The organism is Methylobacterium sp. WL120 (assembly GCF_008039465.1).
In the GTDB taxonomy this organism is placed as follows: domain Bacteria; phylum Pseudomonadota; class Alphaproteobacteria; order Rhizobiales; family Beijerinckiaceae; genus Methylobacterium; species Methylobacterium cerastii.
Genome location: NZ_VRUT01000034.1, coordinates 16,104 through 33,733, shown reverse-complemented (window position 1 = coordinate 33,733; position 17,630 = coordinate 16,104). Strand labels below are relative to the sequence as shown.

General features: G+C 70.6%; 16 protein-coding genes. 4 read left to right on the top strand and 12 right to left on the bottom strand.

What is annotated here, in order from left to right:
* Positions 1-95: 95 nt before the first annotated feature.
* The 3 genes from FV229_RS09225 to dapB all read right to left on the bottom strand — a co-directional run bounded on the left by FV229_RS09225 (position 96) and on the right by dapB (position 2,310).
* Complete coding sequence (locus tag FV229_RS09225) at positions 96-746, bottom strand: alpha-ketoglutarate-dependent dioxygenase AlkB (RefSeq protein ID WP_147751675.1); 651 nt, start codon at positions 744-746, stop codon at positions 96-98.
* 10 nt (positions 747-756) lie between these two features.
* Positions 757-1,392, bottom strand: coding sequence for a 2,3-bisphosphoglycerate-dependent phosphoglycerate mutase (locus tag FV229_RS09220; RefSeq protein WP_147751674.1), 636 nt, complete (start codon positions 1,390-1,392; stop codon positions 757-759).
* 120 nt (positions 1,393-1,512) lie between these two features.
* On the bottom strand, positions 1,513-2,310 hold the full coding sequence (gene dapB / locus FV229_RS09215) for a 4-hydroxy-tetrahydrodipicolinate reductase (protein WP_147751673.1): 798 nt from the start codon (positions 2,308-2,310) through the stop codon (positions 1,513-1,515).
* A 182-nt stretch (positions 2,311-2,492) separates the two neighbouring features.
* On the opposite strand from dapB, the gene ybaL reads away from it, so the two are divergent.
* Positions 2,493-4,346 carry a YbaL family putative K(+) efflux transporter gene (ybaL, locus tag FV229_RS09210; protein WP_147751672.1) on the top strand — a complete coding sequence of 618 codons (1,854 nt, stop codon included), beginning with the start codon at positions 2,493-2,495 and terminating at the stop codon, positions 4,344-4,346.
* 120 nt (positions 4,347-4,466) lie between these two features.
* Here the strand turns inward: ybaL and FV229_RS09205 are convergent, their stop codons facing one another.
* Entirely contained in the window at positions 4,467-4,820 is a 354-nt protein-coding gene (locus FV229_RS09205; RefSeq protein WP_246688118.1) for a GNAT family N-acetyltransferase, read from the bottom strand.
* Positions 4,821-4,912: 92 nt separating this feature from the next.
* On the bottom strand, positions 4,913-5,317 hold the full coding sequence (locus FV229_RS09200; protein WP_147751670.1) for a rhodanese-like domain-containing protein: 405 nt from the start codon (positions 5,315-5,317) through the stop codon (positions 4,913-4,915).
* On the opposite strand from FV229_RS09200, the gene ftrA reads away from it, so the two are divergent.
* The gene (gene ftrA / locus FV229_RS09195; protein ID WP_147751669.1) at positions 5,316-6,428 is read left to right on the top strand and encodes a transcriptional regulator FtrA; all 1,113 of its coding nucleotides are present in this window, start codon (positions 5,316-5,318) and stop codon (positions 6,426-6,428) included. The two genes, FV229_RS09200 and ftrA, sit on opposite strands and share 2 nt — an antisense overlap.
* Before the next feature lie 57 nt (positions 6,429-6,485).
* Here the strand turns inward: ftrA and FV229_RS09190 are convergent, their stop codons facing one another.
* From FV229_RS09190 to FV229_RS09175, 4 genes are all read right to left on the bottom strand, one after another.
* A complete protein-coding gene (locus FV229_RS09190; RefSeq protein WP_147751668.1) occupies positions 6,486-7,958 on the bottom strand; it encodes a UdgX family uracil-DNA binding protein in 1,473 nt (490 codons plus the stop codon).
* Complete coding sequence (locus FV229_RS09185; RefSeq protein ID WP_147751667.1) at positions 7,958-9,169, bottom strand: putative DNA modification/repair radical SAM protein; 1,212 nt, start codon at positions 9,167-9,169, stop codon at positions 7,958-7,960. The genes FV229_RS09190 and FV229_RS09185 overlap by 1 nt, the downstream gene beginning before the upstream one ends.
* A gap of 115 nt (positions 9,170-9,284) precedes the next feature.
* Positions 9,285-9,716 (bottom strand): OsmC family protein, encoded by a 432-nt coding sequence (locus tag FV229_RS09180; RefSeq protein ID WP_147751666.1) that lies wholly within the window; start codon positions 9,714-9,716, stop codon positions 9,285-9,287.
* 96 nt (positions 9,717-9,812) lie between these two features.
* A complete protein-coding gene (locus tag FV229_RS09175; protein ID WP_246688117.1) occupies positions 9,813-10,403 on the bottom strand; it encodes a RecX family transcriptional regulator in 591 nt (196 codons plus the stop codon).
* 107 nt (positions 10,404-10,510) lie between these two features.
* Between FV229_RS09175 and FV229_RS09170 the strand changes: the two genes are divergently transcribed.
* Positions 10,511-11,917, top strand: a complete 1,407-nt coding sequence (locus FV229_RS09170; protein WP_187275103.1) for a TAXI family TRAP transporter solute-binding subunit — start codon at positions 10,511-10,513, stop codon at positions 11,915-11,917.
* 13 nt (positions 11,918-11,930) lie between these two features.
* On the opposite strand, the gene FV229_RS09165 is transcribed toward FV229_RS09170, so the two are convergent.
* Together FV229_RS09165 and FV229_RS09160 are read right to left on the bottom strand one after the other, a co-directional pair.
* Positions 11,931-14,711: a PAS domain-containing protein gene (locus tag FV229_RS09165; protein WP_147751663.1), complete on the bottom strand. Its 2,781-nt coding sequence runs from the start codon at positions 14,709-14,711 to the stop codon at positions 11,931-11,933.
* Positions 14,712-14,859: 148 nt separating this feature from the next.
* Positions 14,860-16,293 (bottom strand): FAD-linked oxidase C-terminal domain-containing protein, encoded by a 1,434-nt coding sequence (locus tag FV229_RS09160; protein ID WP_147751662.1) that lies wholly within the window; start codon positions 16,291-16,293, stop codon positions 14,860-14,862.
* Positions 16,294-16,599: 306 nt separating this feature from the next.
* On the opposite strand from FV229_RS09160, the gene FV229_RS09155 reads away from it, so the two are divergent.
* Positions 16,600-16,962 (top strand): cytochrome c family protein, encoded by a 363-nt coding sequence (locus FV229_RS09155; RefSeq protein WP_147751661.1) that lies wholly within the window; start codon positions 16,600-16,602, stop codon positions 16,960-16,962.
* A 123-nt stretch (positions 16,963-17,085) separates the two neighbouring features.
* On the opposite strand, the gene FV229_RS09150 is transcribed toward FV229_RS09155, so the two are convergent.
* On the bottom strand, positions 17,086-17,529 hold the full coding sequence (locus FV229_RS09150; protein WP_246688116.1) for a MarR family transcriptional regulator: 444 nt from the start codon (positions 17,527-17,529) through the stop codon (positions 17,086-17,088).
* Positions 17,530-17,630: the final 101 nt, after the last annotated feature.

Genomic DNA, 17,630 nt, shown 5'->3' with positions numbered 1-17,630 from the left:
CGCTTCGTCCGCGCCGAGCGCCGCCTCGGCGCGGACGAAGCGGGCGATCGGCGGCCACCGCGCGGCGGCGCTCGCGCGCGTGTCCTCGCGATCGCTCACGGGGTCGAGCCCGTCACGCGCCGCAGGGTCAGGTTGCAGCGGCCGCCCGGCGGAAGGAAGTCAGGGAGCGGGTCCTCCGCCTCCGACAGCAGGTCGCCGCCCGCGATGATCCGGTCGACGCCGTGGTGGATCAAGCGGGAGGCGCCGCCGATCACCAGGGCGTCGCCCGCTATCAGCCGGATCGAGCGGGTCGGGTCGGACCGCCGCAGGCCGCCGTAGCGGAACACCGCCGCGGCGCCGAGCGACAGCGAGACCACGGGCGCCGACAGGTCGGCCTCGTCGCGATCCTGGTGCAGGCCCATGCGGGTGCCGGGCGCGTAGAGGTTGATCAGGCAGGCTTCCGGTGCCGGAAAGCCCGCCGCGAGCGCATCCCAGGCGGCGCGCACTGTCGCGGGCATCGCCGGCCAGGGCGCGCCGGTCTCGGGATGGTCCGGCTGGTAGCGGTAGCCGGCGACGTCCGAGACCCAGCCGAGCGGGCCGGCGTTCGACATCCGCACCGAGAACGGCTTTCCCGTCTTCGGCATCCGCGGCGTGAACGGCGGCGCCAAGGCCAGCACGGCCGCGATCTCGTCGGCGAGCCGCCGCCGGCCGGCCCGATCGAGCCAGCCGGGATGGTGGATCAGGCCCGGGGCGAGTTCGACCGCCATGGCGCGCGCGTCACGCGTCGTCGATGTCGCGCTCCAGCACCGCCTTCGAGGCGACGGTGGTGTCGGCCTTGAGGCGGTAGACCAGCGGCACGCCGGTGGCGATCTCCAGGCCGGCGATCGTCGTGGTGTTCAGGCGGTCGAGCACCATCACGAGGGCGCGCAGCGAGTTGCCGTGGGCGGCGACGAGCACCCGGTCGCCGGCCATCACGCGGGGCAGGATCGTCTCGATGTAGTAGGGCAGCACGCGCGCCGCGGTGTCCTTCAGGCTTTCGCCGCCGGGCGGCGGGATGTCGTAGGAGCGGCGCCACTGGTGAACCTGTTCGGCCCCCCAGCGCGCCTTGGCGTCCTCCTTGTTGAGGCCGGAGAGGTCGCCGTAATCGCGCTCGTTCAGGGCCTCCGAGCGGATCGTCTCGATGTCGGAAAGCCCCATCTCGCCGAGCATCAGCTTGCAGGTGCGCTGCGCCCGCCCGAGGTTCGAGGTGAACGCCACGTCGAAGCCGTAGCCCTCGCTCTTCAGCCAGCGCCCGGCCTTGTGCGCCTCGTCGACGCCGCGCTCGGTCAGGTCCGGGTTGCGCCAGCCGGTGAAGAGGTTCTTGAGGTTCCACTCGCTCTGGCCGTGGCGAGCGAGGACGAGCAGGCGGTCCATCGGTGTCCGGTCTTTCTGGAAGCGCCCGGTCGGGCTTGTCGGTGCGGCTCCTACCAGAGGCGGGCCGAGGCCCCAAGCGCAGGCCGGAGACCCGCCCCCAACTGTCCGCCAGCCTGAGGCTTACAGGCCGAGCACGTCTGTCATGCTGTACAGGCCCGGCGGCTTCGGATGCGCCCAAAGCGCCGCCTTCACCGCGCCGGCGGCGAACAGGCTGCGGTCCTCGGCGTGGTGCGAGAGGGTGATGCGTTCGCCGGCGCCGGCGAAGATCACCGAATGGTCGCCGACGACGCTGCCGCCGCGGAGCGTCGCGAAGCCGATGTCGCCGGGTTTCCGCGCGCCGGTATGGCCGTCGCGGGTCGAGACGCGCACGTCGGCGAGCGCGACGCCACGCCCGGCCGCGGCGGCCTCCCCGAGCAGCAGCGCGGTGCCCGAGGGCGCGTCCACCTTCATGCGGTGGTGCATCTCGGCGATCTCGATGTCGAACTCGGGCCCCAGCGCCGCGGCGACCCGCTTCACTAGGGCGGCGAGCAGGTTGACCCCGAGGGACATGTTGCCGGAGCGCACGATGCGGGCGTGGTAGGCGGCGGCGCGGAGCTTGGCGAGGTCGTCCTCCGACAGGCCCGTCGTGCCGACGACGTGGACGATGCGGGCCTGCGCCGCGAGCTCGGAGAACATTACGGTCGCCGCCGGCACGGTGAAGTCGAGCACGCCGTCGCTGGCGGCGAAGGCGGTGAGCGGGTCGTCGGTGACGGGCACGCCGAGCGGGTGGAGGCCGGCGAGCGTCCCGGCATCGTGGCCGATCGCGTCCGACCCTTCGCGCTCGATCGCGGCCGAGAGCGTGCAGCCCTCCGCTTCCGCCACCGCGCGGATCAGCATCTTGCCCATGCGCCCGTCGGCGCCCACCACCACCAGCCGCATCGTCTTCGCCGTCCTTCGATCCGTCGAGCACGGGGGTATAGGGTCGTCGTCGGCCTGCCAACCCGGCCGCGCCTGTGCGCTGGAACACCATTCGGCTGCAGCGCTTACGGAATTCGTCGCACGATTCCGCTAGGCCGATGCGACACCCGCGTCCGACGCCGAATCCAGGAGACGACCGCCCCGTGCCGCATGCGACCGAGCTGATCGCCATCATCGCCCTGGGCCTCGTGATCGCCTTCGTCTTCGGCATGCTGGCGCAGAGGCTGCGGCTGCCGCCGCTGGTCGGCTACCTCGTGGCCGGCATCGCCATCGGCCCGTTCACGCCGGGCTTCGTCGGAGACCAGAAGCTCGCGGGCCAACTCGCCGAGATCGGCGTGATCCTGCTGATGTTCGGCGTCGGCCTGCACTTCTCGATCAAGGACCTGATGGCGGTGCGCACCATCGCGCTGCCGGGCGCCGTGGTGCAGATCGTGGTCGCGACCGCCATGGGCGGCGGCCTGGCGCTCGCCTGGGGCTGGGGCCTCGGGGCCGGGCTCGTGTTCGGCCTCGCCCTGTCGGTGGCGAGCACGGTGGTGCTGCTGCGGGCGCTGGAGGAGCGCAACCTCCTCGACAGCGACAAGGGCCGCATCGCGGTGGGCTGGCTCATCGTCGAGGACCTCGCGATGGTCCTCGCGCTGGTGCTGCTGCCGGCGCTGGCGCCCTCGCTCGGCGGCAGCGCCGCCGGCGGCGACCACGCCACCGGCAGCTCGCTGGCGCATTGGCTCTCCGGCCATCTCGGCGACAGCATCTGGCTCACCCTCGGGTTGACGCTGGCCAAGGTCGGCCTGTTCACCACCCTGATGCTGGTGGCCGGCCGCCGCGCGGTGCCGTGGCTCCTCGACCAGGCGGCGCGCACCGGCTCGCGCGAGCTGTTCACCCTCGCGGTGCTCGCGCTGGCGCTCGGCATCGCCTTCGGCTCGGCGGAGCTGTTCGGGGTGTCCTTCGCGCTGGGCGCCTTCTTCGCCGGCATGGTGCTCGCCGAATCCGACCTCAGCCATCAGGCGGCGGCCGATTCCCTGCCGCTGCAGGACGCCTTCGCGGTGCTGTTCTTCGTCTCGGTCGGCATGCTGTTCGACCCCGGCATCCTCGTGCGCGAGCCGCTCTCGGTGCTGGCCGTGCTCGGGGTGATCCTGCTCGGCAAGTCGATCGCCGCGGTGGCGATCGTGCTGGCGTTCAAGCATCCGGTCGGCACGGCGCTCACCATCGCCGCGAGCCTGGCGCAGATCGGCGAGTTCTCCTTCATCCTCGTCGGCCTCGGCCTCTCGCTGAAGCTACTGCCGGAGGAGGGGCGCGACCTCATCCTCGGCGGCGCGCTGCTCTCGATCACCCTGAACCCGCTGTTCTTCGCGGCTGCAGCCCGGGTCGAGCGCTACCTCGCCGACCGGCCCGACCTCGCCCGCCGCTTCGAGCGGCGCGGCGCCGACGCCATCGCGGTCTCGGAGCCGGCCAAGGCCCATCGCGGCCACGCGATCGTCGTCGGCTACGGCCGGGTCGGCAGCGGGATCGGCAAGGCGCTCGACGCCTGGGACCTGCCCTTCGTGGTGGTGGACCGCGACCGCCGCCGGGTGCTCGACCTGCGCGCGTCGGGCCTCGAAGTGGTGTTCGGCGACGCGCTCGCGCCGGGCATCCTGGCCGCGGCCGACATCGCCCAGGCGCGCCTCCTCGTGATCGCGACGCCGGATTCGCACAACGCCCGGCGCCTGGTCGAGATCGCCCGCGAGGCCAACCCGCGCATCGACACCCTGATCCGCACCCACAGCGACGCCGAGCGCCGCCGGATGGAGGAGGAGAAGGTCGGGCTGGTGCTGATGGCCGAGCGCGAGCTCGCCTTCGGCATGACCTTCTACGCACTCCGCAGCCTCGGCCTCACGGAAGGCGAGGCCCGCCTCTACGTCGACGCCAGCCGCGCCGACAGCCGCGCGGAGGCCCCGACTGAGGCCGAGATCGAGCAGGCACCGGAACTGAGGCCGCACAAGGAGGAGCCGGCGGCGGGGTGAGGCGGTGCCCGTCCGATCACTCGGTCGGATGGGAGGCGGGTATTCCGTTCCCGGGCCGACCGTCAGCGCTGGATGGGTTTGCGGCTGTTGGTTCCGAGCACCTTCCCGATGGTGCACTCGTCAACGCCGCAGCGGGATCGCGAACCGTTCCTTCTTTTCGCTGAGCGCCCCGGTTCGTAGGTAGAAACGGATGGCTTCCCTGTTCCAGACCGGCGTCTGCCATTCGAGACGATCGACGCCCTCGACCTGCGCGAGCTTCGCCACCGCGTCGAAAAGTTGCCTGCCGATGCCCCGCCCGCGCGCACTCGCCGCGACGAACAAGCAGACGAGATGGCCGTAGGTGCGCCCTCGCCAGAGCGAAAAGTCGAACGTGACCGCCGCGTAACCGACCAGCGCGTTGCCCATATCCGCTACGAGCAGGTGGGTCGGCAGGCTGTCCGTCGACAGGATCGCTTTCAGGTCGTCGAGCGACAAGGATGCCGTCCCGCGCTCGAATGCGGCATGCGCCCGAACCATTTCGAGGATGGATGTCGCGTCGGACGCAGCCGCTTTCCGAAAGTGAGCGCTCACGCCGTTGCCTCAGACCGCGCCAAGTCGAAGCCCTCGTCGAGCCAGCCGGTGATGCCGCCCGCCATGATCTTGACCGGGCGCCCGAGTTCCGCGAGCCGCAACGCTCCCCTGGCGGCGCCGTTACAGTGCGGACCGGCGCAGTAAGTCACGAACACCGTGCACTCGGGCCAACGTTCGAGCTTGGAGCGCACGATTTTGCCGTGCGGGAGGTTGATCGCGCCGGGAACGTGACCGGCAGCGAACAGGGCGGGACTGCGCACGTCGAGCAGCACGAAATCCGCCCCGCGCGCCAGGGCGTCATGCACGTCCCAACAGTCGGTCTCAAACGCGAACTCGGCGGCGAAGCGCTCGCGGGCGAGGTGGCTCGGGGCAGGTGAAACGGCGGTGACTGCGGTGGGCATGGTGATCCTTCTTGATGGACGGCACCATGTCGGGCTCGCAAAGCTCGGTTTGCAATTGGCCGAAACGACAGGCATCGTGAAGATCGTGCCAAACACGACCGGACCCCTCGCCGTCGCGCTTCTCTACGATGGCCTGTGTACCTTCGAGTTCGGGATCGTGGCCGAGGTGTTCGGCCTGCCCCGGCCGGAGATGGGCGAGGCTTGGTATCGATTTGCCAGTTGCGCAGTGGAGGGTGGGCCGTTGCGGGCGCACGGGGGCTTCACCCTGACGCCGGACCACGGCATCGAGCTGATCGACTGCGCGGACATCATCGTAGTCCCCGGCTGGAAGGGGAGCGACGAAGCGGTCCCCGAGGATCTCTGCCACCGCCTTCGTGAAGCACATGAGCGCGGAGCGCGGCTGGTTTCCATCTGCTCGGGTGCGTTCGTGCTCGCAGCGACCGGGCTTCTCGACGGCGGGACGGCGACGACGCACTGGCGCTACGCCAAGGCGCTGCGCGATGCCCACCCCAAGGTCGCGGTTGACCGCTCCTCCCTGTATCGATCCTACGGGCGGGTCTTCACTTCGGCCGGGAGTGCGGCAGGGCTCGACCTCCTGATCGAGATCGTGCGTCAGGATTACGGGCCAGAAGCTGCGAACTCCGTCGCACGGCGCCTCGTGATGCCCGCCCACCGTACCGGCGGTCAGGCGCAGTTCCTGGAGCGGCGAGTGCCGGTGCGCCGGCACAACGAGGTGGCGCCCCTGATCGACCGAATCAGGGCCGAACTCGGTGCGCCGTGGCCGCTGACCCGCATGGCCGAGGCGTGCCGCATGAGCCTGCGCACGTTCATGAGGCGCTTCAACGAGGCGACGGGGGCACCGCCGGGCGAGTGGCTCGCGGCCGAACGGATCGAGGAGGCCAAGCGCCTGCTCGCCGCAGGCCGTCTGAGCGTCGACGAGATCGCGGTCTTCGTCGGCCTGGGCGGGGCCGACACGCTACGGCACCATTTCCGCAAACGCATCTGCATCAGCCCCGGCGAGTTCCGGACACGTTTCAGCCGTCCGGAGTCGGCACGAGGTGACGTGTCTGTCCCTTCGGCCTGCGAACATCCTGCGTCGTGTTCACAGTGATCGACTACGGTCGGAAGCCGACCCGGCGGAGGCGGACGAAATCTTGACCGTCGGCATTCACCCTGCCAGCTCGCGCCCCAGCTCGGCCACCCGCCGGAGGTCTCCGACGAAGGTCGCGTAGGCTTCCGCCTTCGCCTCGTCGGGCAGGCGCAGCAGGTAGGAGGGGTGGACGGTGATGAAGCCCTGGAAGCGGTCGTCGAGACGCTCGAAGCGGAACGGCCCGCGCGCGCGGGTGATCGGGATCGGCTTGCCGGTGAGCGCCAGCACCGCGGTCGCGCCGAGCGCCACCACGAGCTTCGGGGCGACGAAGTCGAGCTCGCGGTCGAGCCACCAGCGGTAGTGGCTGACCTCGCCCGCCGTCGGCTTCTGGTGGATGCGGCGCTTGCCGCGCTCCTCGAACTTGAAGTGCTTGACCGCGTTCGTGAGGTAGCTCGCTTTGCGGTCGATCCCGGCCTCGGCCATCGCCCGCGACAGCAACTGGCCCGCCGGCCCGACGAAGGGGCGGCCCTGCCGGTCCTCCTGGTCGCCCGGCTGCTCGCCGACGAAGGCGATGGTCGAGCCGACCCGGCCCTCGCCAAGCACCGCCTGCGTCGCGCCCGGCACCAGGGGCTCGGAGCGCTTGATGATGGCGTTCAGCGCGTCGAGGGTTTTGGGCGCCTGGTCGGACATCGCCGCCACGGCCTTGGCCGGATCGCGCTTGATCGTCATCTGCGGGGCCCTTTCGATCATCTGGGTGGTCCGGGACGCGGCCGCCCGGACGAGGCCGGGGATGGCGGCGGTCTCGGGCAAGTTGTGCCAGTACTTCTTCGGCATCTCCGCCCGCATCGCCTTCAGGTTGGTGCGGGCCGGATTGAACGTGCTCTCGTAGTAGTCGCGCCATCCGGCCTCGAAGCCGTCGCCCTCGGGCAGCTGCGCCTTGTCGCCGGGCGGCCCGAAGGCGAGCGTCGCGCGGTCCCAGTGCGCCGAGCCGTCCGGCGTCAGGATGGTCCAGTCCATCGATCGGAAGCGGTCGACGAAGAACGGCGCCGCCGCCTCCAGGATGTGGTTGTCGGGCTCGAACCAGGCGACGAACCGCTCGCCGGCCGCGGTCTCGATCCGGCGGAAGCGGAGGAACGCGTGCATCTTGTGCAGGTCGCGGGCGATCGCCTTGCGCATGCCGCCGAGGCGGTGGACCAGCGGATCGCTCGCCACCTCCGGCAGGTGGCGCTCGCCGTGGCGGACGCGCCAGACGAGGGCGTGGAGCAGGGCGTAGCGCTCGCGGTCGCGGTGGGGCACCACCATGGGGATCAGCCCGGCCACCGGCTTCGGCAGCGCCACCGGCGGCGCGTCGGGCTCCGCGCCCGGCGACGACCCGAACAGGCCGGGCGCGTCGCCGGCCGACCACGTCACGCGATCGGGCGGCACGTCGTCGGCGACGAGCCGGCGCAGGGCCGCGCGGAAGCCGTCGAGATCCGCGCCGGGGCGCAAGTGGATCGTGCGAGACCCACCCTCCACCGCTTCAGGGGGAGGGAACAGGTCCGGCGCGTCCATCAGAACAGGCTCAGCTGCTGGGCCGGCTCCACCAGCCGGCTGCGCAGGTCCAGGCGATCGGTGAGCCCGCCCGGCGTGTAGTCGGCGGCGATCAGGAACGGGCGGGCGCGCTTCAGGGCGGAGGACAGGCGCGCCACGTCGTCGAGGCGCAGGCGCGTGTGCCGGCGGGCCTTGATGATCTTGTCGACCGCCCGCGCGCCGAGTCCCGGCACGCGCAGCAGCATCTCCCGGTCGCCGGTGTTCACGTCCACCGGGAAGCGGTGGCGGTTCTTCAGCGCCCAGGCGAGCTTCGGGTCGATGTCGAGGGAGAACATGCCGTCGTCGGCGGCGTCCGCCACGTCGTCTGCGGAGAAGTCGTAGTACCGGATCAGCCAGTCGGCCTGGTACAGGCGGTGCTCGCGCTGGAGCGGAGGCGCCTTCAGCGGCAGGATGCCCGAGCCCTCCGGGATCGGGCTGAAGGCCGAGTAGTAGACGCGCTTGAGCCCGACGCTGCCGTAGAGGTGCGCGCTCTTGCGGATCAACGCCTCGTCGGTGGTCGCGTCCGCACCGACGATCACCTGCGTCGACTGGCCGGCCGGCGAGAACCGCCTCCGCTCGGCCTTGGCCTCGACGATGCGCTCGGCGACCTGCGCCATCGCGTTGAGGATCGTGGCGCCGTCCTTCTCTGGGGCGAGGGTCTGCAGGCTCGCCTCCGTCGGCAGCTCGACGTTGATCGAGAGGCGGTCGGCGTAGAGCCCGGCCTCCTCGATCAGCCAAGGGCTCGCCTCGGGGATGGACTTGAGGTGGATGTAGCCGCGAAACCCGTGGTCGCGCCGCAGCGACTTCGCCACCCGCGTCAGCAGCTCCATCGTGTAGTCGGGCGACTTGATGATGCCCGACGAGAGGAACAGCCCCTCGATGTAGTTGCGCTTGTAGAACTCCACCGTCAGCGTCACGACCTCCTGCACCGAGAAGCGCGCGCGCTGCACGTTCGAGGAACGGCGATTGATGCAGTAGGCGCAGTCGAACAGGCAGTAGTTCGTCAGCAGGATCTTCAGGAGCGAAATGCAGCGCCCGTCCGGGGTGTACGCGTGGCAGATCCCGGAGCCGGTGGTCGAGCCGAGCTCGTCCTTGCCCGCCTTGCGCTTCGGCGCACCCGACGACGAGCACGAGGCGTCGTACTTGGCGGCATCGGCGAGGATGCGCAGTTTCTTGGCGAGGGCTTCATCCATCGAACAAATTAGGAACCCGGGGGTCGCAAGGACAAGGTGCCAAAGGGCGTTGCGCCCCTGTGGCGATGCCGCACCCCGCGGCGTCGTCGCGGGGCGCGGCGTCCGGAAACGTCGGTCAGCCCTGCTTGAGGGTGGCCTTCAAGGTGATCTCGCAATCGAGGACCTTCGAGATCGGGCAGCCGATTTCGGCGGCGTGCGCCAGCTCGTCGAACTTCGCCTGGTCGATGCCGGGGATCGAAGCGGTCAGCGTGAGGGCCGACTTCGTCACCTTGAAGCCGGCGCCGTCCTTCTCCAGCGTCACCACCGCCTCGGTGCTCATCTCGGTGGCCGCGAGACCGGCTTCCTGCAGCTGGAACGCGAGCGCCATGGTGAAGCAGCCGGAATGGGCCGCCGCGATCAGCTCTTCCGGGTTGGTGCCGGGCTTGTCCTCGAAGCGCGTGTTGAAGCCGTAGGGCTGGTCGGACAGCACGCCGGATTGGGTCGTGATCGTGCCCTTGCCTTCCTTGCCGTTGCCCTTCCAGACAGCGTGCGCCTTGCGGTTGATCATCGAAGCTCTCCAGAATTCGCGGCTGCGCGCACGGACGGCGCGCGACGTCACCGTCGACCCTCGGCCAAGTGGCGCAGTTTCCGGCGAGTTCCAGGCTCAAGGCCCGTCGGGCACCTCCTCGGCGTCGACGGTGCGGCGCGCGAGATCGTAGCCGAAGCCGGCGCGCGCCAGCGCTCCCAGGTCGCGGTCGCGGTGGAGCGCGCGGATGTCGGGACGACGGAACGGCCCGAGCCGCCGGCGCTTGGCGTAGGCGAAGGCGGCCTTCTCCTCGATCGCGGCGGCGTCCGCCTCCGGCACGGCTTCACGTTCGGCCTCCATCGCGGTCTCCACCGCGTCGCGCGACAGGCCCTTGGCCGAGAGCTTGGCCGAGGCGCCGCGGGACGAGGTGCCGCGACGGCGCAACGTCGCCAGCCGCGCCGTGGCGAAGCGGGCGTCGTCGACGAGGCCGGCCGAGACCGCGCGTGCCACCGTCGCCTCGATCATTTCGAAGAACGCGCTCGCATCCTCGCCGCGGGCGCGGGCGCGCTTCTCGACCCGGCGCCGGAGCGTCCGGCGCAGCATCTCCACCGAGGCGCTGTAGCGCTCCAGGTAATGCAGCGCCGCCCGCTCGACATAGGTCGCGGTGACGGGGGGCGTCGGCCGCGCCGGGCGGTTCGCCCCGGATTCTGCAACGGTTGCGCGTTTCACGTGTTCTTCACGATCCGGACAGGTTTGCGTTCCATGGATCAGCCATGGAACGCAGGCAACGCGGCAGGATCGGTCATGGTCTCCTCCCCGCAGCATCGGCCATCCTGTTGAGACGCGAGTGGCTCCTCGTGCTGCTCGCCCTCGGGCTCGCCGCCACGGCGGCGGCCGTGGTCTACCTGTCTCGCCCGACCACGCTCACCGTCGCCGTCGGGCCGCAGGACGGCCCCGAGGCCGCGCTGATCGAGGCCTACGCGAACGCCCTGTCGCGCGCCCGCGAGGACGTACGCCTGAAGGTGGTGCGCTACGCCGACGTGCGGGACAGCGCAGCCGCGCTCCAGGCCAACAAGGCCGACCTCGCGGTGGTGCGGCCGGACGTGCTGCTGCCCGAGAACGGCCTGACGCTGGCGATCCTGCACGACGAGGCCCTGGTCGTCGCCGCCTCGGAAACCGGCGAGATCGACGAATTCCCGGCGCTGGCGCGCAAACGCCTCGGCATCGTCGTGCGGCACAGCGCCGACATCCCGTTCATCACCAACATGCTGACCTTCTACGACTTCGTCCCCGCCGCCGCCGACCTTCCGGACGGCGAGGAGGTCCCTCTGGGGCAGGTCGCGCTGGTGACCCTGAAGCCGTCCGAGGTCACCGCCGCCATCGCCGACAAGCGGGTGGACGCGGTGGCGATCATCGCGAGCCCGACCTCGAAGGCCGCGGGCGCCATGGTCCACGCCGTCGAGGTCGGCCTGCCCGACAAGAAGGTCGGCCTCGTCTCGGTGCCCGACGGGGATGCGATCCTGCAGCGCTACCCCGAGCTGCAATCCGTCACGATTCCGGCCGGCACCTTCGGCGGCCGCCCGAAGCGGCCGGCCGAGGAGGTCAAGACCGTCGGCGCCTCCTATCGCCTGATGGCGCGGGGCACCGTCAGCCGCGTCGCCGTCGCGTCGGCGACGCAACACCTGTTCGAATGGCGCTCGCGGCTCGCCGCGACCGCGCCCATCGCCAAGCTGATGAAGGCGCCCGACTTCGACACCACCGTCGCCGCCACCTCGGCGCGGCTGCCGAACCATCCGGGCGCGGTGGATTATTTCGAGCGCGAGCAGCAGACGTTCCTCGATCGCTACGAGGACTACATCTACCTGCTGGCCTTCTTCGGCGGCACGATCGGCTCGGCCGTCGCTTGGCTCGGCCAGCGCCTCGCGCGCAAGCGCCGCGAGCGGGTCGACATCGTACTCGACCGCCTGCTCGACGTGATGCGCGAGGTCCGCGCCGCGCCGACGATGGCCGAGCTCGACGCCCTGGCGATCGAGGTCGACGACCTCGTCGCCGACGTGGTGCGCTACGCCCGCGAGCGCTCGATCGACGCGCGCACGGTCAGCGCCCTGATCCTGGCGGTGGACGGCGTCCACGCCGCGATCAACGACGGCCGCCGCGCGCTGTCAGCCGCGGGTGAGCCGCGCCCCGGCGGCCGTACCCGCGCCGCCCGCTCGCTCGCCCTCAACCTATCCGCCGCGGAATAGGTCGCGTCCGGCCCTACCCCTCGATGATCTCGCGGATGCGGCTCGCCAAAACCTCGAGCGGGAACGGCTTGGTGATCATCTGCATGCCCGGATCGAGGCCGCCGTTGCCGAAGATCGCGTTCTCGGCGTAGCCGGTGATGAACAGCACCTTCAGGCCCGGCCGCACCAGCCGGGCGCGGTCGGCGAGCTGGCGCCCGTTGAGGCCGGGCAGGCCGACGTCGCTGACCATCAGGTCGATCCGCGCCCGCGATTCCACCATGCGCAGGCCCGTCGGACCGTCCGACGCCTCGAGCGCGGCGTAGCCGAGCTCGGCCAGAACTTCGACGATGAGGTCGCGCACCACAGGGTCGTCCTCGACCACGAGCACCGTCTCGCCGCGCTCGGCGCGCAAGGCCGCGGCGATTCCGGGGCCGGTCCCCTCGGCCGCCGCCTCGCCGCGGTAGCGCGGCAGGTAGATCTTGATCGTCGTGCCGGACCCCACCTCCGAGTAGATCTTGGCGTGCCCCTCCGACTGCTTGGCGAAGCCGTAGATCATCGACAGGCCGAGGCCGGTGCCCTGGCCCAGGGGCTTCGTGGTGAAGAACGGGTCGAAGGCCTTGGCGACTACGTCTGGGGGCATGCCGGTGCCGGTGTCGGTGACGCAGACGCAGATGTACTGGCCCGGCTCCACCTCCGGGTGCAGGCGCGCGTAGGCGCGGTCGAGGTGCGTGTTGCAGGTCTCGACCACGAGGCGGCCGCCGTCCGGCATCGCGTCGCGGGCGTTGATGGCGAGGTTGAGCAGCGCGTTCTCGAGCTGGTGCGGGTCGCAGAGCGTGAGCCAGAGGCCGCCGGCGGTGACGATCTCCAGGTTGACCTGCTCCGTCAGCGTCCGGCGCAGCATGTCCTCCATGCCGGCGATCAGGCCGTTGGCGTCGGTGGGCTTCGGCTCGAGCGGCTGGCGGCGTGCGAAGGCCAGCAGGCGGTGCGTCAGCGCGGCGGCGCGGTTCGCGGAGGACAGGGCGGCGGTGGCGTACTTGCCGATCTGCTCGGTGCGGCCCTGCTTGATCCGCGTCTGCATCAGGTCGAGGGAGCCGACGATGCCGGTGAGCAGGTTGTTGAAGTCGTGCGCGATGCCGCCGGTGAGCTGGCCCACCGCCTCCATCTTCTGCGCCTGGCGCAGCAGCTCCTCGACCGCGCGCTGCTCGGTGATGTCGCGGCCGACGATGTAGAACAGGTCGCCCTCCGGCACCGCGTTCCACGACACGGTCAGGCGTTCGCCGTCCTTGCGGATCACGTGGTCGACGAAGCCGTCGACGGTCTCGCCGCGGGCGAGCCGCGCGAGGATCTCGGCGGTCTCGGCGTGGTCGTCCGTGTCGATGATCGCGGCGAACGGCTCGGCGAGGAGTTCGTCCTGGCTCCAGCCGAGCGCCCGCGTCCAGGCCGGGTTGACCGCCTTGAGGTAGCCGTCGAGGCCGGCGGTGCCCATCAGGTCGGTCGTGGTCTCCCACAGCCGGTTGCGCTCGCGGGTGCGCGATTCGACCTCTCGCGTCAGCGCCGCCTCGATCCGCGTCCGGTCGGTGACGTCCTGCACGAAGGCGTAGAAGCCGTCGACGGCGCCGTCGCGATCCCGGCGCGGGATGTAGCGGATGTCGGCGACGCGCTCGCGCCCGTCCGCGTGCGGCCACGGCATCTCGAAGCGGATCTCTTCGCCGGCGAGCGCCGCGGCGAAGGCGGGCTGGCGTCGCGCGAAGCCGTCCTCGTCGATCAGGTCGCGGACGGTGCGGCCGATCACGTCCGAGAGCGGGCGCGAGAACCAGGTCTCGTAGGCGGCGTTCGCGAAGCGGTAGGTGAGGGTCGGGTCGATGAAGGCGATCAGGCTCGGGAGTGCGTCCGCCACCAGGCGCAGCTCCTGCGCGGCCGCGCGAAGCGCCTCCTCGGCGGTGCGGCGCTCGGTGATGTCGAAGGTCACCCCCGGGAAGCGTCCGGGCCGGCCTTCGGCATCGAGCACGCACTGGCCTTGCGCCGCGACCCAGCGGACGCCGTCCTCGTGGATCAGGCGGTACTCGGCCGAGAACTCGCCGCCCGTCCGCATCGCCGTGGCAATCCGCTCCTGCATGCCGGGCAGGTCGTCGGGATGGATGCCGCCGAAGAACGCGGCGATCGGCGCCCCGGCGGCAGCCCGGTCCGGGTCGACGCCGTAGAGCCGCGCGAACCGGGCATCCGCCGTGACGCGGTCGGCCGCGACGTCCCAATCCCAGGTGCCGATGCCGTCGCCGGCCGAGAGCGCGAGCTCGAGCCGGTTCCGGCTCTCCTCCCGTGCCCGCTCGGCGAGGACCTGCGCCGTGGTCTCCCGGGTGATGCAGATCATCCCTGCGATCGCGCCGGAATCGTCGTGGACCGGCGAGTACGAGAACGTCCACCAGGTCTGCTCGGGCCGGCCCTGGCGGTACATCGTCAGGGGCAGGTCGTGCACCGACACGCTCTCGCCGGAAAGCGCCCGGTCGCAGAGTGGGCCGATGTCCTGCCACAGGTCCGCCCACAACTCCGGGAACCGGGTCCCGAGCGTCCGCGCCACGCGGTCGCCCAGCACCTCGCGGTAGGGGTCGTTGTAGAAGCTGAGGAGGTCCGGCCCCCAGGCCAGGAACATCGCCACCGGGCAGGCCAGCATCGTCGCGAGCGTGGTGCGCAGGGCCACCGGCCAGCCCGCGAGCGGGCCGAGCGACGAACCGCGCCAATCCTTGGCCAGGATCTCGCGGCCGGTCTCGCCGCCCTCGGCGAGGAAGCGGAACCTCGGGTCCTCGTGGGCGGACGTCATCGTGCCGGACCAGGCACGGTCCGGGTGCGCTCCGGAGTCCGGCCGAGGCGGCGCTCCGGGCGGGCGAGAACGTGCGAAGCGTCGGTCCGAGACATCGCAGCAGGGATGTCGGCAAGTCCCGTGGGTGTCAACGCGGCGTGGGCCGTCCTCAGGCTGCGACCCGGCCTTCGAGCGGGAAGACCTTCGCCGGGTTCATCATCCAGTGCGGGTCGAAGACGTTGCGCACCCGCATCTGCTGCTCCAGGTCGGCCTGGGTGTACTGGAAGCGCATCAGCTCGCGCTTCTCGATGCCGACCCCGTGCTCGCCGGTGAGGCATCCGCCGACCTCGACGCAGAGCTTGAGGATCTCGTCGCCCGCCGCCTCGGCCTTCTGCAATTCACCATGCTTGTTGATGTCGAACAGGATGAGCGGATGCAAGTTGCCGTCGCCGGCATGGAACACGTTGGCGACACGCAGGCCCTGCGCCCTGCAGATCGCGCCGATCCGCTCCAGCACCACCGAGAGCTGGCCCGTCGGAATCGTGCCGTCCATGCAGATGTAATCGGAGATGCGCCCCGTAGCCCCAAAAGCCGACTTGCGGCCCTTCCAAATCGCGGCGGATTCGGCCTCGGACTTCGAGACCCGGATGCTGGTCGGGCGGAAATCCTGCGCGATCGCGGCGATGCGGGCGAGCATCGCCTCGCACTCGGCGTCCGAGCCCTCGACCTCGATGATCAGCATCGCCTCGGCGTCGCGCGGGTAGCCGGCCTGCGCGAAATCCTCGGTGATCAGGATCGCTTCGCGGTCCATGTACTCGATCGCCACCGGGATGATGCCGGCGGCGATGATCGCCGCAGTGCAGGCGCCGGCATCCTCGACCGAGGAAAAGCCGACAAGCGCGGGCCGCGCGCCCTCGGCCGCGCGCAGGATCCGCACGGTCGCCTCGGTGACGATGCCGAGCTGTCCTTCCGAGCCGCAGATCAAACCAAGCAGGTCGTAGCCGCCGGATTCGAGGTGGTCGCCGCCGATCTCGACCACCGTGCCGTCGTTCATCACCAGCGTCACGCCGATCAGGTTGTTGGTGGTCACGCCGTACTTGAGGCAGTGCGCCCCGCCCGAGTTCATCGCGATGTTGCCGGCGATGGTGCAGGCGAGCTGGCTCGACGGGTCGGGCGCGTAGAAGAAGCCTTCGTGGCTGACCGCGCCCGAGATCGCGAGGTTGGTGATCCCGCTCTGGACGCGGGCGACGCGGTTCTGGAAATCGAGGTCGAGCACCTGGGTCATCTTGCCGACGCCGAGGATGATCGCATCCTCCTGAGCGATCGCGCCGCCGGCCAGCGACGTGCCGGCACCCCGCGGCACGACGCGGACGCCGTGCTCGTGGCAATAGGCCATAACCGCCGAGACCTCGGCCGTGGTCGAGGGCAGCACCACCGCCAGCGGCATCTTGCGGTAGGCGGTGAGGCCGTCGGTCTCGAAGGCGCGGCGCTCGTCCTCCGTGGTGACCAGGGCCTCGGGGCCGACCAGCGGCCGAAGGCCCGCCACGATCGCGTCGCGGCGCGCGACGACGCCGGCATCGGGCTCGGGGAAGCGGATGGACATGGCGTGGGCCTCCGAAATTCTCGAAGTCCCCTAAGCGACGCCGGCGATCCTTCAGCCCACGGTCAGGCGCGGGCGGTAAAGGTGTCGGACGGCGACGCGGGGACCGGTTGGTGGGCAGCCTAGCCCAACATGGGCGAGCCCGCACCGCCGTCGATCGGCCGGCTGGAACGGGGTGGAGGATACTGCAACGTTTAGTCGCAGCGCCCGAACGGCACGAGCCGCGTTTGCACCTTCGACCTGTTCCAATCGACAAAGCTCTGCCATAAGCCTGACGGCCATAACCGTCACAACGGAGGAAATACCCCGATGCGTCATGTCATCCTCGGCGCCGCCTTTGCCCTGCTCCTGCCGGTCGCCGCCCAGGCGGAAGGCGACGCGGCCGCAGGCGAGAAGGCGTTCGCCCCCTGCAAGTCCTGCCACAACTTCGAGAAGAACGGCGTCGGCCCGAACCTCAAGGGCATCGTCGGCGAGAAGGCCGGCGAGGGCCGTGACGGCTACGCGTTCTCGGCTGCGCTGAAGAACTCGGGCATCACCTGGGATGAGGCCAACCTTAAGGAGTGGCTCGCCGACCCGAAGAAGAAGGTCCCCGGCACCAAGATGGTCTTCCCGGGCATCAAGGACGAAAAGAAGGTCGATGACATCATCGCCTACCTGAAGTCCAAGACCTGATCTGAGGACCTGATCGCCCGGCGATAAGCCTAAGGCAATCGACCACCCGGCCGGACAGGCTGAGGGCCGCCCCGCTCACACGGTGGCGGCCCTTTTCGTTTGCCCGGCATCAGACGACTTTGGTCAGGCGTCGGTGCCGTCGTGAAGGCCGGTGCGGAGGGTGACGAGGTGGTCGAGCAGGGCGCGACGCCCCTCGACGTCGAGGCCGGTCATGCCGCCGGCCTGGTCGGGGATGCAAGCCAGCGGCTCGCGCAAGGCCCGCCCGGTGTCGGTCAGGAAGATGCTCACCTGGCGCTCGTCCGCCCGGTCCCGGGCGCGGCGGACGCGGCCCGACGCCTCGAGGCGCTTGAGCAGCGGCGTGAGGGTGCCGGAATCGAGGAAGAGGCGCGTGCCGATCTCCTTCACCGACAAGCCTTCTTCCTCCCAGAGCACGAGCAGCACGAGGTATTGCGGATAGGTGAGGTCGTGCTCGCCCAGCAGCGCACGGTAGGCGCGGCCGAAGGCATGCGCGGCGGCGTAGACGGCGAAGCAGAGTTGGTTGTCGAGGCGCTGCGAATCCGCAGGCACGTCCGGGACGACCGCGGACTTCCTCGGCGCCCGCCGCTGCGGTCCTTGCCGAACGGACATGAGCTTCTCGACTCCGGTTGACGACGCTGGCACGATCCCAG

Coding starts and splice junctions, on each gene's coding strand:
- FV229_RS09225 (WP_147751675.1), bottom strand. CDS start 746: ATGGCGGTCGAACTCGCCCCGGGCCTGATCCACCATCCCGGCTGGCTC.
- FV229_RS09220 (WP_147751674.1), bottom strand. CDS start 1,392: ATGGACCGCCTGCTCGTCCTCGCTCGCCACGGCCAGAGCGAGTGGAAC.
- dapB (WP_147751673.1), bottom strand. CDS start 2,310: ATGCGGCTGGTGGTGGTGGGCGCCGACGGGCGCATGGGCAAGATGCTG.
- ftrA (WP_147751669.1), top strand. CDS start 5,316: ATGGTGATCCTTCTTGATGGACGGCACCATGTCGGGCTCGCAAAGCTC.
- FV229_RS09200 (WP_147751670.1), bottom strand. CDS start 5,317: ATGCCCACCGCAGTCACCGCCGTTTCACCTGCCCCGAGCCACCTCGCC.
- FV229_RS09190 (WP_147751668.1), bottom strand. CDS start 7,958: ATGGACGCGCCGGACCTGTTCCCTCCCCCTGAAGCGGTGGAGGGTGGG.
- FV229_RS09185 (WP_147751667.1), bottom strand. CDS start 9,169: ATGGATGAAGCCCTCGCCAAGAAACTGCGCATCCTCGCCGATGCCGCC.
- FV229_RS09180 (WP_147751666.1), bottom strand. CDS start 9,716: ATGATCAACCGCAAGGCGCACGCTGTCTGGAAGGGCAACGGCAAGGAA.
- FV229_RS09165 (WP_147751663.1), bottom strand. CDS start 14,711: ATGACGTCCGCCCACGAGGACCCGAGGTTCCGCTTCCTCGCCGAGGGC.
- FV229_RS09160 (WP_147751662.1), bottom strand. CDS start 16,293: ATGTCCATCCGCTTCCCCGAGCCCGATGCCGGCGTCGTCGCGCGCCGC.
- FV229_RS09155 (WP_147751661.1), top strand. CDS start 16,600: ATGCGTCATGTCATCCTCGGCGCCGCCTTTGCCCTGCTCCTGCCGGTC.